General features: G+C 45.6%; 12 protein-coding genes. 2 read left to right on the forward strand and 10 right to left on the reverse strand.

What is annotated here, in order from left to right:
• Positions 1 to 12: 12 nt before the first annotated feature.
• Genes lgt through JHD45_RS18225 form a run of 3 tightly spaced genes read right to left on the reverse strand, consistent with a single transcriptional unit; the run spans position 13 to position 3,645 of the window.
• Positions 13 to 810 carry a prolipoprotein diacylglyceryl transferase gene (gene lgt / locus JHD45_RS18215; RefSeq protein WP_199477923.1) on the reverse strand — a complete coding sequence of 266 codons (798 nt, stop codon included), beginning with the start codon at positions 808 to 810 and terminating at the stop codon, positions 13 to 15.
• 34 nt (positions 811 to 844) lie between these two features.
• Positions 845 to 3,130, reverse strand: a complete 2,286-nt coding sequence (gene ptsP / locus JHD45_RS18220) for a phosphoenolpyruvate--protein phosphotransferase (protein ID WP_199477924.1) — start codon at positions 3,128 to 3,130, stop codon at positions 845 to 847.
• Between the two features lie 14 nt (positions 3,131 to 3,144).
• Positions 3,145 to 3,645, reverse strand: coding sequence for an RNA pyrophosphohydrolase (locus JHD45_RS18225; RefSeq protein WP_067019447.1), 501 nt, complete (start codon positions 3,643 to 3,645; stop codon positions 3,145 to 3,147).
• Positions 3,646 to 3,793: 148 nt separating this feature from the next.
• Here JHD45_RS18225 and JHD45_RS18230 point away from each other — a divergent pair, with 148 nt between their 5' ends.
• Complete coding sequence (locus tag JHD45_RS18230; RefSeq protein WP_199477925.1) at positions 3,794 to 4,450, forward strand: HAD family hydrolase; 657 nt, start codon at positions 3,794 to 3,796, stop codon at positions 4,448 to 4,450.
• Between the two features lie 83 nt (positions 4,451 to 4,533).
• On the opposite strand, the gene JHD45_RS18235 is transcribed toward JHD45_RS18230, so the two are convergent.
• Positions 4,534 to 5,730, reverse strand: a complete 1,197-nt coding sequence (locus JHD45_RS18235; RefSeq protein WP_199477926.1) for a class I SAM-dependent rRNA methyltransferase — start codon at positions 5,728 to 5,730, stop codon at positions 4,534 to 4,536.
• 108 nt (positions 5,731 to 5,838) lie between these two features.
• On the opposite strand from JHD45_RS18235, the gene JHD45_RS18240 reads away from it, so the two are divergent.
• Entirely contained in the window at positions 5,839 to 6,705 is an 867-nt protein-coding gene (locus JHD45_RS18240) for an HDOD domain-containing protein (RefSeq protein ID WP_199477927.1), read from the forward strand.
• A 183-nt stretch (positions 6,706 to 6,888) separates the two neighbouring features.
• Here the strand turns inward: JHD45_RS18240 and JHD45_RS18245 are convergent, their stop codons facing one another.
• The 6 genes from JHD45_RS18245 to recJ all read right to left on the reverse strand — a co-directional run bounded on the left by JHD45_RS18245 (position 6,889) and on the right by recJ (position 14,132).
• Positions 6,889 to 7,719, reverse strand: coding sequence for an HDOD domain-containing protein (locus tag JHD45_RS18245; RefSeq protein WP_199477928.1), 831 nt, complete (start codon positions 7,717 to 7,719; stop codon positions 6,889 to 6,891).
• Between the two features lie 126 nt (positions 7,720 to 7,845).
• Positions 7,846 to 9,051 (reverse strand): UbiH/UbiF/VisC/COQ6 family ubiquinone biosynthesis hydroxylase, encoded by a 1,206-nt coding sequence (locus JHD45_RS18250; RefSeq protein WP_199477929.1) that lies wholly within the window; start codon positions 9,049 to 9,051, stop codon positions 7,846 to 7,848.
• A gap of 92 nt (positions 9,052 to 9,143) precedes the next feature.
• Complete coding sequence (locus tag JHD45_RS18255; RefSeq protein WP_233407925.1) at positions 9,144 to 10,466, reverse strand: aminopeptidase P N-terminal domain-containing protein; 1,323 nt, start codon at positions 10,464 to 10,466, stop codon at positions 9,144 to 9,146.
• 59 nt (positions 10,467 to 10,525) lie between these two features.
• Entirely contained in the window at positions 10,526 to 11,116 is a 591-nt protein-coding gene (locus JHD45_RS18260; protein ID WP_199477930.1) for a UPF0149 family protein, read from the reverse strand.
• 331 nt (positions 11,117 to 11,447) lie between these two features.
• The gene (gene folD, locus JHD45_RS18265; RefSeq protein ID WP_199477931.1) at positions 11,448 to 12,290 is read right to left on the reverse strand and encodes a bifunctional methylenetetrahydrofolate dehydrogenase/methenyltetrahydrofolate cyclohydrolase FolD; all 843 of its coding nucleotides are present in this window, start codon (positions 12,288 to 12,290) and stop codon (positions 11,448 to 11,450) included.
• 117 nt (positions 12,291 to 12,407) lie between these two features.
• A complete protein-coding gene (gene recJ / locus JHD45_RS18270; RefSeq protein WP_199477932.1) occupies positions 12,408 to 14,132 on the reverse strand; it encodes a single-stranded-DNA-specific exonuclease RecJ in 1,725 nt (574 codons plus the stop codon).
• Between the last annotated feature and the right edge of the window lie 56 nt (positions 14,133 to 14,188).

The raw sequence follows: 14,188 nt of genomic DNA on the forward strand, positions 1-14,188 counted from the left end.
ATCATCTTACATTTACGTGGTGGGGTATTGTTTCATTTTATAACCAAAGACAATCAAAATAATGCCGATAATGACCATTGGCAAAGATAAGACCTGCCCTTCTGTCACCCATCCCCAAGCAAGATAGCCGATTTGCGGGTCTGGCTCACGCACGAATTCCGCCAATATACGGAAAATGCCGTAACACAATAAAAACAAGCCGGACACGCAGTAACGCGGTTTACTCTTTTTCGAGAAAAACCACAAAATGCAAAACAACAGCACGCCTTCCATCGCAAACTGATACAACTGAGAAGGTTGACGAGGAAGATGCAAAGGGTCTTTTGGAAAGATCATAGCCCAAGGAAGCGTACTTGGTTTACCCCATAATTCCCCATTAATAAAGTTACCAATACGACCCGCCCCCAAACCAATTGGCACAAAAGGCGCCGCAAAATCGGTAACATCTACCCAGTGTTTATTGTAGCGACGAGCAAAGATCATCATCGCAATAATGACGCCAATTAACCCACCATGGAATGACATGCCGCCATCCCAAATTTGAAACATGACTAAAGGATGCTTGATAAAAACGGGGAACTGATAAAAAAGGATATAACCAATACGTCCCCCTAAAATGACCCCCAATGCACCATAAAAGATCATGTCGCTGACCATTTCTTGCGTCCATAAGCCATTGGATTTCTTAGCACGATAATTTCCTAAAAGATACGCGCTAGCAAAGCCAACTAAGTACATAATACCGTACCAATGTACGGCAAGTGGGCCTATGGAAATGGCGACAGGATCAAAATCTGGATAAGCTATCATAGCGGTAGGAACAACCTTTTAATGTACGACTAAATTAATGCGTTGTGGTTTTCGCTGGACGCACCAAGCGTTCGATATTTGCTTCGCGCATTAATCGAGTCATGGTCTGAGTCACAGCGTCAGCATGAGTAAGATGAATCACTTGATCCAACATGTTTTGCGCTTGATCCATGGAGATATTACGGATAACCGCTTTCACTTTCGGTAAGCTGGTGGAACTCATCGATAGCACATCATAGCCCATAGCCATTAATATTATGGCCCCCATAGGATCGCCCGCCATTTCACCACAAACACTTAAGTTTATCCCTTCGTTTTTCACTTGTTTTACAATCGAGTGCAAAGCGCGCAAAACCGAAGGATGGAAACAATTGTATAAATCCGCTACACGAGGATTATTACGATCCACTGCTAACAGATACTGAGTTAAATCGTTGCTTCCCACAGACATAAAATCCACCAGCGAGGCAAGCTCTTTGACTTGATAAACCGCAGCGGGGATTTCGATCATCACGCCCACTTGGGGCATTTTAACATCGTAGCCTTCCTCTTTAATTTCCGCATAGGCTCGACGAATCAATGCCAACGCTTCTTCCACTTCGGCCACATGGGAAATCATTGGTAACATGATTTTTAGATTATGTAGCCCAGCACTGGCCTTAATCATGGCACGAATTTGCGCCATAAAAATCTCCAAGTGATCCAGTGTCACACGGATACCACGCCAACCAAGGAAGGGGTTTTCCTCGCTAATGGGGAAATAAGGTAACGATTTATCACCACCAATATCCAAAGTACGAACCGTAACCGGCGCAGGCGCAAAACCTGCTAACTGTTGACGGTAAATGTGCTCTTGTTCCGCCTCGGTGGGAAAGCGATCGCGCACCATAAAAGGCACTTCTGTTCGGTAAAGACCAATGCCCTCAGCACCACGATCCAGAGATCGAGCAATGTCAGCGGTTAAACCAGTATTCACATAAAGCGATAAACGGTAGCCGTCCAGAGTCACACAAGGTAAATCTTTAAGGGTTTCGTACTCTTCTTCTAACTGACGCTCTTCATCAACAATCTGTTGATAATTCTGTGTCAGGTGTTCAGAGGGGTAAGTGAAAATTTGTCCAAGGTAGCCATCTACAATCAAATCAACTTTATCAAGCTGAGAGTAGGGTAAGTCCAACGCCCCCATCACCGTTGGAATTCCCATAGCACGTGCTAAAATCGCCACGTGGGAGTTCCCTGATCCCATCACGGAGACAAGGCCTTTGATCTTATCAAGGGGCACTTCACCTAACATAGAAGCCGTCAATTCTTCCCCAATAATAATAGAGGGTTCATCAAAGCGCTCTGCTAAATTAGGCGCCTTAGCCTGTAAGTGAGAGAGAATTCGACGGCCTAAATCTCGAATGTCTGACGCACGCTCACGTAAATAGGGATCATCCATGCGATCAAAATGCGCAATATGCGTTTGGATGACCTGTCTAAGCGCTCCTTGTGCCCAATTTCCCTCCTTGATCTTGCTTTCAACATCTTTAGACCAAGCATTGTCATCGAGGATTTTTAAATACACATCAAACAGCGCTTTTTCATCATTAGACAAATGCTGGCTAAGGCGATTACTGGCACGACGAATATCCTGACGAACCGCATCAAGCGCTTGATTAAATTCTTCGATTTCAGCGGCACAATCATCCACGGTACGATCTGGAATCACATCCAAATCCGCAGGCGGATACACTACCACCCCGCGACCAATGGCCACCCCTGAACTACCAGCAACCCCTTTATAGCGGAAATCCGACCCTGTTGGTGCAGCATGAACGCTTAAGCTCGTCATCGCACCCGTGGCTTCTGCATGGGCAATTACCCCTGCAAGCTGAGCCGATAAGGTAATCAAAAAGGCTTCTTCACCCTCATCAAAGCGACGTTTATCTTCATGCTGAACCACCAGCACGCCGAGTACTTGACGATGGTGGATAATCGGTACCCCGAGGAACGAGCGATAACGCTCTTCTCCAGTACCTTTTAAATAGTGAAATGAGGGGTGTATATGAGCATCTTCTAGGTTAACAGGCTCGGCACGGCGACCCACCAAGCTAACCAAGCCTTCATCGGCTTTCAAACTGGCACTACCAGCAACATCCGCGTTCAAGCCGCGTGTTGCCATGAGAATGTACTCATTGGTATTGGGATCGACTAAATAGATAGAACACACTTCTGCCCGCATCGCTCTGCGAACACGTCGGACAATGATGTCCAACGCAACAGGCAATGATTGTGCTGCGGTCACCTCTTGAGTGATACGTCTGAGCAGGCTGAGCATGTTTGTGTTTTCCCCTAGCTAGTCTTTACTATTTTCTCTAATTTGCGATGGGCATTGGGGATCAGCTCCTTCAACGCTCGTCGATAGACATCTTTTTTAAACGAGACAACCTGGCCTAATGGATACCAATAACTCACCCATCGCCAACCATCAAATTCAGGGCATTCAGTATCATCAACGCACACGCAGGTATCCGCACATCGAATAGAAAGCAAAAACCACTTTTGCTTTTGTCCAATGCACAAAGGCTTACTATTATGCCGAAGCATGCGTTTGGGTAGCCGATAACGCAACCATCCTCGGGTTTTCCCCACGATTTCTACTTGATGAGGCTCCAAACCGATTTCTTCTTTCAATTCTCGAAATAATGCATCTTCTGGTGTTTCATCATGTTTTATACCGCCTTGGGGAAACTGCCAGGCATTTTGACCGACTCGTCTCGCCCAAAGAAGTTGGCCACGCTCGTTCATCAATATGATGCCCACATTCGGTCTATATCCGTCTGCATCAATCACGAGCTATCACCTTTTAACTTAAATACAAATTTGATTCATTGTTCCATAATTCGCCTTGCCGCACAATTAACAGACGTGTTATTTGTAGTTCTCAAGGTTATACTTTCTATCATTCACAATTCCAAATTCATAATCCCAAGGAAAACCAGTGACACTCGCAATATTTGATTTAGATGGCACCTTACTCAGTGGCGACAGTGATTATGCATGGGGGCAATTCTTAGTAGAAAAAAAACTGGTCGACACTCAAGCCTATAAAGAAGCCAATGATCGTTTTTTTCAACAATACCAAGCAGGCACTTTAGATATTCACGAATATTTAGCCTTTAGCCTAGCACCGCTTACCCAATTCACCCCATCAGAGTTAACCCAATTGCATCAGTCTTTTATGGCAGAAAAGGTCGTTCCCATGATGCAAGAAAAAGCCAACGCCCTGATTCAAGACCATAAAAAACAAGGTCATTTTTTATTAATGATCACAGCCACCAATCAGTTTGTCACCGGCCCGATTGCCACCGCTCTGGGCATGGATCATATTATCGCCCCTATTCCAGAAGTCATTAACGGACAATACACAGGCAATATTGTTGGCGTACCAAGCTTCCAAGAAGGTAAAGTAACCCGCTTAAACGACTGGCTGAAAGAAACGGGTTATTCAATGGCGGGAAGCTACTTCTATAGCGACTCGCGTAACGACCTGCCGTTATTAGAATTAGTCGACCACCCGATCGCAGTTGACGCAGACGACGTTCTAAGCAAGATAGCTAAAGAACGGGGTTGGCCGCACCTTTCCCTTCGTGGTTAAGCCATTGACAACCAAAACAAAAAGCCCCTTTGCTCAGTGAAGCAAAGGGGCTTTTTTACGATCAACAGATAACCATAAGAACATTACAAGCCCATATTATTATGAACACGATAAAACAAGGCTTTTAGGTATTCCGTTTCTTCAATTGCCGGATGAACGGGATGATCTGGCGCTTGCGTACCACGGTAGATCAACTGAGAGAAACGCTCAAGTTGGCGGCTATTACTACGCACTATATCATGTAAACGGTTGGTCTCTAGATGCATTGAACAAGAGCCAGTCACTAAAACGCCTCCTTTCGCTACCAGACGCATCGCAAGCTGGTTGGCGCGATGATAAGCCCCTTCTCCCGCTTTGATATCTTTACGACGGGCAATAAACGCGGGGGGATCCATGACAACCACATCAAAGCGCGTTTTGTCGTCAATCAAAGACTGCATGGCATCAAACGCATCACCGTGCATGAGATTCGCATCACCTTCGTATTGGTTCAGCTTTAAATTTTCATCCACGTGGCTTAACGCACTTTCTGAGGCATCGATAAAGGTGACGTCGGTTGCTCCAGCGGCCGCCGCCTGCACGCCCCAACCGCCCACATAAGAAAAAACATCCAGCACTCGCTTACCATCACAAAACCCTTGCATGGTTTTACGGTTTTCTCGGTGATCATAGAACCAACCCGTTTTTTGACCATCCCATACAGGCGCTTGAAACAAAACATCATTTTCTTGCAAAAAAACCAACTCAGGAACGGTTCCAAAAGCTTCTTCTACGTACGTCTCTAACCCTTCGATTTGACGCATTTTGCCATCGTTTTTTAGTAAAATTGCCGTCGGCTTGATGACTTCCTGTAAGGCTTCGACAATCTCGTTTTTCAAACGCTCCATGCCCGCTGTTGAAATCTGTATGACTAGGATATCGGCGAAGCGATCCACCACCAACCCAGACAATCCATCCGAATCCCCAAATACCAAGCGATAATAAGGACCAGAATAAACCATTTCACGCAACGACAAGGCAATTTTAATGCGATGCACCAAAGTGGATTTATTCAATACGGTATCCACACTTCGGCTCACTAATCGACCACAAATCAACGTATTAGGATTCACCGTCGCAATACCAAGAGGTTTTCCTTGTGCTGTTTCGACAACCACTTGATCGCCCGGTGTAAATTGCTTTAATGGCGTCTTATTGGTATCTATTTCATTACTATAGATCCATTGATGGCCTGCTCTAAGACGACGATCTGCTTGCCCTTTTAGTCGAATAACGCTCAAAATTTTCACCCAGTACATTTAAAAAGGGCTATTATAAAGCGTACAGTCTCAATTGCCATGTATTACGCTATTGATACCCTAATTGTCTTTGTTTGAAACGGTCTTTTTATGTCCTCAGAATTAAATGAAAATCAACTTAAACGAGTCCTTCAAGGCATTAGCATCCCACCACAACCTCAAGTGATGGTGGATCTTCATATGGAACAGGCCATGCCTGAGCCAGATATGACACGGATTGCTGAGATCATTTCACAGGATGTAGGCTTATCTGCTGCGGTGTTAAAATTCGTCAACTCCGCATTTTTTGGCTTACCAAGAAAAATCACCTCGATACAACAGGCTGTCATGTTACTTGGCGTGACCACTATCACCAATATTGTAAATGGCTTAGCGGTTAAGAGTGAATTGTCAGACGATGCCATTCAAGCCATGCATTCCTTTTGGGACAACGCAATGGATGTGGCCGCCGTTAGCGCCAGTCTTGCCAAACAATTGGGGTTCAAATATCAAGACGAAAGTTATGCCCTTGGCCTTTTCCACAATGCTGGTATCCCGTTAATGATGAAGCGCTTTGATGGCTATAAAGACGTTCTGATAAAAGGCTATCAGGATGAAAACTTTGAGCTTACCAATGTTGAGAACCAAACGTTTAAGACCAATCACTCCGTGGTTGGCTACTACCTCGCAAAATCTTGGGGATTACCAAAGAGCTGTTGTGCCGTCATCGCCTACCATCATCGAATTGATCGCCTATTTACCAATCGAGTACCGGGAGACACCACCAATCTGACCTTTGCGGCCATCTTGAAAATGTCAGAGCATATCGCTGGCACTTATAAACACTTGGGTTGTGCTGAAGAAGATTACGAATGGGATAACAATAAACATTTTGTGCTTGAACATTTGGACCTTACGGAATACGACTTTGAAGGGCTAGTCGAAGTATGTAGAGAACAAGGCATCAGTACTGAATAAGTCTCTGACGGTTAACCATTCAAATAACCACTCTAAAGAATTCAGCTTAATCAATATGCCACGGAAGGCGTGTCTATATTTGCTTACCTTAATCTCTACACAGACGACCTCATCCTTCTAGCCATCTACATCCATGTAAAGATCAACAAAGGGACAATGCCTATTACTTAGCATCGTCACCCGTTAATACATAATATGACTAAGCTCATTATCCAAGTTAAGTGCTTGGTCAACATCGTCTAGAGTGAGTGGTGTTATGCCCGCCGCTTTAACAACCGCTAATGGCAAACCTTCTTGAACAATCTCCACCTCACGCTCGTTCCGAATACAAGCATTGAGGTAACAAGCTAAATTTAAGATACAGGCTAAGGGCTGAGGAGGCTGCTGTTCAGCAAAAGGACGCTTATGATGCTTCACTGCTTCACCTAATTCCACGGGGAACTTCCATAAATCCAATAAAGCTTTACCCGCATCTTGTGTGGCAAAACCAAGCGCTTCCATTTCGATTCTAAATCGACTCCCTTTACCCTGCCTGACTTGATCCTGAATCGAAATGGCTAATTCAGGTTCAGCAAGGTGCAGCAATAGTCGTCCAATATTATGAACAATTCCCGCCGTAAAAGCCTCGTCATCGTCCACTAAACTTGTGCGTTTTCCCAACCACTGCGCTAACTCTGCGACCGCAAAGGAGTCATGCCAAAAGTCTCTTAAATCAAGCCCTTGAACACTATCAACCGAGTTCACAAAACCAGAGGCGATCACCATGGTTTTTAATTTATTCGTACCAAGAATAGCGATGGCTTCATCAATCGAATAGACTTTTCTGGACAGACCAAAATAGGCAGAATTAACCGCGCGTAATACCTTCAAAGAAATGGTCTGATCATGTGCCACTTTTTCCGCGATGACAGAGTAATGAGCATCAGGGTTGTTCAAGGCTTCGATCAACTCTAAAACGACATCGGGGACGTTGGGGAGCTTATCCGTTTGTTTTAATAATGTTGATATTTGCATAAAGCACTGCCTCTACTTCTTTATCAATAAGACAACATCAGCCTATGTAACAGTATGGACTTTGCAATCTCAAAAAAGTAGCGTTTTGCAATCCGACTCAATAATATTTATTTCGCTCCCTCAAAATTAAGAGAAAGAGGATAAACCTGCGGCTCTTGCCACCAGCTTTTGCTTCAACGCTGGCGAGTTATGAAAACCTGTCATTCCCATATTACGCAGCTGCACAATAATTGGATTTTGTGATGCAAACAAACGTTTGAAGCTTTCCATACCAGCAGCCATTGCAATATTATCCAGCATACGCGCACGCTGAAAACGTCTTAACACTCGAGATTGCCCAAGGTGTTCCCCACGCTTGTGCGCTTTTGTTAACACCGCAACCAGCGCTTTTACATCGCCAAAACCTAAGTTCGCTCCTTGCCCTGCTAGCGGATGAATGGTGTGTGCAGCATCACCAATCAAGGCAATACCGGATTTTACATACTGCTTCGCATGCCGCTGACGCAGTGGAATTGCATAGCGTTTCGTGGTTAACCCTAATACCTTAAAGCGCTTACCAATGGCGTAATGCAAACGGGTGGCAAACGTGTTGTTATCCAGTGCCATCAAGACATCACTTTCTTTAGGCGGCACCGACCAAACAATTGAGACGAAGTGGCGATTATCTACATCCGGCAGAGGGAGAAACGCCAAAATCCCCTCTTCACCAAAACACTGCCATGCCGTGTTCTCATGGGAACGGTCTATTTCTAAGGTCGCAACAATCGCATGATGACCGTAATCCCACTCTACCGTATCGAACGCATTTTGCGTTCTCAGTAGAGACAAGGCACCATCTGCGGCAATCAGGGTTTGCGCTTCTAACGGGAGACCAGAAGCCAACGCCACCTTAACACCCGCGTCACTTAACTCATGGGATTCCAGTGTTTCTGAAAAATACAAATCGATGTTTGACTCTTGTTTAGCTTGCGCTATTAAAGCATCACATAAGACATTATTTTCGACTAAGTGCCCTAATTCCGGCATGGCGGCCTTTTGCGCATTAAAATCAATATAGCCTTGACCTAAACCATCCCAGACAACCATATTGTTGTAGGCCGCCAGACGATTTTGATCAATACGCTGCCACGCCCCAGACGACTCAAGGAGCGCCTTAGATTGACTAGAAATGGCACTGACCCGAGCATCATAACTAGGCGGTGTAGACAGCGGATAATACCCGTCGTTCTTATCAATGATCGCAACACGTAACGATGACTGAGCAAGCAAAATTCCAGCGAGGGCGCCAACCATACCGGCTCCGACCACTATTACATCGTATTGCTTTGCCATCTTTACTGCTCCATTTGTCGTGATTAATCAGGTTCGCAGCCTTTGCATTGACTGGCAACTTTATAGGCTGACTAGTTTTATCATATTGATTGTTATCGGTTTTCAGCCATAAAGGCTTCTATTTCCGCAATCTCTTTTGGCAGGCCATGGGTGAGTACATAAGGCCCTTCTTTGCGGATCAAAATATCGTCTTCAATGCGAATACCGATACCACGCCACTTTTCATCTACGGATGCATTATCAGGTGAAACATAAAGACCAGGCTCTATGGTCAGGGTCATGCCTTCTTCCAATAAGCGGGATTCACCATTGATTTTATAGGCGCCACAATCGTGCACATCCAAGCCTAACCAATGTCCCGTATTGTGCATATAGAAATCACGGTAGGCTTTGCTTTCGATCAGGGAATCTACTTCCCCTTTTAGCAATCCATGTTCGACCAAGCCCTGCGTCAACACTTTTACCGCCGCATTGTGATACGCCTCATAAGGTGTCCCCACATTAAGCTCTTTCATACCAGCATGATACGCATCTAGTACTACCTGATATAAGATGGCTTGGGGTTCGGTGAATTTCCCACTGGCCGGAAACGTACGGGTAATATCCCCAGCGTAGCCGCCATACTCCGCTCCCGCATCAATCAAGACGAGATCATCTTGTTTAATGGTTTGGTCATTTTGGATGTAATGCAATACACAAGCATTACTGCCAGAAGCAACAATATTGTTGTACGCAGGTTGACGCGCGCCAGACTTCATAAAGACATAATTTAATTCTGCTTCTAACTCGTACTCTTTCATACCTGGACGAACGGTTCTCATGGCTTGCTTATGCGCTTCCACACTGATTTGAGCCGCTTTTTCCAATAAGACAATTTCTTGTTCGTCTTTGTGCAAGCGCATATCAGCAATATAGGGAGTCAAATCAATCAAACCAGTCGGCGCGATCGCCCCCGCACGTGCACGGGCAGCCAATTGATCGCGCCAGCCCATCAACTGTTGACGAAGATGATCATCACCAAACAAAAACGCGACATGGTCCGCACCGTCTAAAAATGCCAATGCAGTCTTATCCAGTTCATCAGTGGTAGTGGCGTCATTCACACCAAATTCCTTAATCGCGCCCTCTACACCATAACGAAAGCCATCCCATTGCTCTCTTTCCGGGTCTTTAGGTAACGTCACCAGAAGCGTATCACCATTGCCCTTGATCAAGGCATAAGCACTGGGCTCAGGAAATCCTGTTAAATAAAAGAAACTACTGTGAGGGCGAAACTCGTATTCACAGTCATTATTACGAGTAGCAAGCTCACCCGTGCGAATAATGGCAACCGCATTGTTTGGCAGTGACTCAATCAAACGCTGACGACGAGCTTGGTATGTTTGCTTATCTATTATCAGACTTTCAGTATTCATCCTACTCTCTCTTATATTGATTGGCTGTCCATCACGTCAGCCAGCACGGGAATATGTGATTAGTGTATTGAGGATTGTTTAGTATGATCTACATTCGGATTCACTTCATGGTGCTCAGAATACAGCATCATGGCCGACAAACGGGCGTATTCAACCAACTCGGTCAAATCCGCTTCATTGTCATTATTCTCTTCTAAGGCTTCCATCTGCGCTTTCATGCCAGAAATATTGGCTAAGTCGCGCAATATTTGCTTTGTCTCTTCGGATAAATCTTTCTTTTGACCCGACAAGCCATAGCCTGCTAGGAAACCATGTGCCCATTGGGATAATGTTGTTCCACGCTCGCTTAGGGGAGAATCATCGTCACTGATACAAGGTACGAGGGCGTATTCGCCGTTTTGAAACAAGGTCAACGTCGCCGTATAAAGTTCTACAATTGCGGAACGGCTCGCCTCTTCTTTCCAGCCTTCGATATCACAAAACTCTACTACCATGGTGAGCCAATCCTCTAATGGCAAGGCAACACCAGATGCCAGATAGCCACATAATTGACCATGTAATTCAGCAGGTGAAGCGGCAATGGATTCGGTGACAAACACGTCAGCAATGAGGTCAAAATCTAACGCGTCTTTTAACATTTCTGTGGACATGGAATGTCTACCTATTTGTGTTCACTTTAAGAAAAGCCCATATTACTCTTGAAACATATCGCTTGTGAAACGTAGCGCTTTTGAAATCAGAGCAAAGTCTGTAAAGCAAGAAGCCGTACCCGACTTAGGCACGGCTCACTATTTTATACTATCCATTTAGATAATAGAGGCTGTTGCAAAACTACTGTGCTTGATAATTCAGTATTAAAAATCGCCTCAAAATGCTCATTTATAGGTATAAACTCTGCTTTTTCAGCGATTTTTGCCTTGCCTTATCTTCGCTCGCTACCTTTTGCGACACCCTCTAATATGGGGAAGTATTATGAGTGTTTCAAGCCAGCTGCTTAAGGCCTGACTCGAGTGTTTGCAAAATCAAGGTGTTGATGGTCATCGGGCCCACGCCACCAGGAACAGGCGTATAAGCGGCCACACGGTCAACCAATGGCGCCAGTTCAATGTCTCCTACACCACCAGGATGGTAACCCGCATCCACAACGATAGCGCCATCTTTGATCCATTCGGCTTTAATAAACTCCGGCTTACCTACCGCTCCAACGATCACATCCGCTTGTTTAATAAAGTCGGGGAGATTTTGCGTACGAGAATGGCAAATGGTAACTGTCGCATTGGCATTTAGCATCATCATCGCCATTGGCTTACCCAAAATGGGACTACGACCCACAACTACAACGTGCTTACCTTCCAAGTTTATATCGTAAGCTTCCAGCAAACGCATAATTCCAGCAGGCGTCGCGGCACCATATGCGGGTTCTTGCATGGCCATACGACCAAAACCAAGACAAGTCACACCATCGACATCTTTATGAGCGGCAATCGCATCAAAACATAAGCGTTCATTAATTTGTTCTGGCACAGGATGTTGAAGCAAAATACCGTGCACATCCGAGTTGTTATTCAGTTCTTGAATTTTGGCAAGCAGTTGCTCAGTGGTGGTGGTCTCGGGTAATTCAATCGCCATCGAGTCCATACCAACACGACGGCAAGCATTGCCTTTCATTTTTACATAGGTCGCCGAAGCTGGATCCGCTCCAACAAGAATGGTTGCCAAAATAGGGGTGCCGCCAGTGCGCTCTTTCAGCTGTGCAACTTGAGCTTGCAGACGGGTTTCGGTTTCTTTGGCGCAAAGCTTGCCGTCAAGAACCTGTGCAGTCATGGATGAACTCCTGCAAAATTAATAAGTGGTGGATTGAGGGAGAGGCATTATACCTCAACTTTTTGCTGGATAGGCAGCTTGGCGTTTTTTTCTTCTCTGACAAAACCTGAAACGACATTAAGCTGGTTCAATATGATCGACCAATAGCTGTAAATTGCGCTGGCCCCGAAACTCATTGATATCCAGTTTATAGACCAAGTGCGCTTGCTTGCACTGCTCATTGGGCCACTGTTCCAAGTCCACAAAAAAGCGAATCGCATCCAGTAGTAAGCCACTATTGGGTTCTCGCACCATCAACTTCAAATGCTTTTCCCCCACAAGACGCTGCTGCAAAATATCAAAGACCCCATCAAAACTCGGCTCTGGAAATGCTTGCCCCCAAGGCCCAGATAAACGCACTTGCTCGGCAAAACTTAAACTGAAATCTTCAGGCGCCAGAGGCCCATCGGTCCAGGCAACGGCTTCCAGCTGTTCTGGCGTCACCCATTCACTGATAATGACATCAAATGCCAAACGAAACGCGTCATAATGGGACTCTTTGATCGACATGCCAGCGGCCATCGCATGACCACCAAATTTACTCAGCAATTGTGGATAACGCTTTGCCAATAAATCCAACGCGTCACGAATATGCACCCCAGGTATCGAACGAGCAGAGCCTTTAAGTTCATCCTCTGAAACTCGCGCAAAAGCAATCACCGGACGATGACACTTCTCCTTCATCCGTGAGGCTAAAATCCCGATCACCCCTTGATGCCAATCTGGGTCATAAAAACACATACCATTAGGCATGGCTTGCGCATCCTCTTTCAGAGAGGCTAATGCCAATTCAGCTTGCTCTTTCATGTCCGCTTCTATAGTTTTCCGCTCTCTGTTGAATTGATCTAACTGTTGAGCCAATTGGCGTGCTTGATGAGAATGCACAGCAAGCAAACACTCTATTCCCACCGACATATCGTCAAGGCGTCCAGCCGCATTGAGCCTCGGACCAACCACAAATCCCAGGTCAGACGCCTTTAATTGTGTATGGTCACGACGCCCAACCTCTAATAGAGCCAAAATGCCAGGACGAGCTTGGCCCGCTTGGATACGTTTAATACCTTGCTGCACCAAAATGCGGTTATTACTGTCCAAGGGCACCACATCCGCAACCGTCCCTAACGCCACCAAATCCAAATACTCCGCCAAATTCGGCATGGCAATATGCTGTTCTTCAAACCAATGGCGACGTTTGAGTTCGGCACGCAGCGCACTCATGACATAAAAAATTACCCCAACACCCGCCAGATTTTTGCTTTCAAAGCCACATTGTGGATGGTTGGGATTGACTATCGCATCAGCTTGCGGCAGCGCCGCACCCGGTAAATGGTGATCCGTTACCACCACCTTCATACCATAGGACTTTGCAACGAATACCCCATCGATACTGGCAATACCGTTATCCACCGTGATCAGGACAGCAGGCTGTTTGTCTTTTGCCACTTCAACAATTTCGGGCGTGAGACCATAACCAAACTCAAAACGGTTAGGAACCAAATATTCCGGCGCAATGGCTCCCATTGCCTCTAAAGCCAATATGCCTAAGCTGGTACTGGTGGCCCCATCCGCATCAAAATCCCCGACAATAAGAATTTTCTGGCCCGTGACAATGGCATCCGCCAAAATGTTCGCGGCATCGGTTAAGCCAAAAAGAGGCTCCGGGCGCATTAAGCGCGGCAGCCGATAATCCAACTCATCAACAGAGCTGACTTCCCGAGACATCAATACTCGCTGCAAGGTCGGAGACATGGTGCTGGGAAAATGATTTTTTTTCGTTAATAAAGGGCGACGTTCAATGCGCATAAAACTCTAGACAGTCCACAGATGAAAATTCATTCAGCGCTAGATAGTAACACAAA

This window comes from Marinomonas spartinae (assembly GCF_016461715.1).
In the GTDB taxonomy this organism is placed as follows: domain Bacteria; phylum Pseudomonadota; class Gammaproteobacteria; order Pseudomonadales; family Marinomonadaceae; genus Marinomonas; species Marinomonas spartinae_A.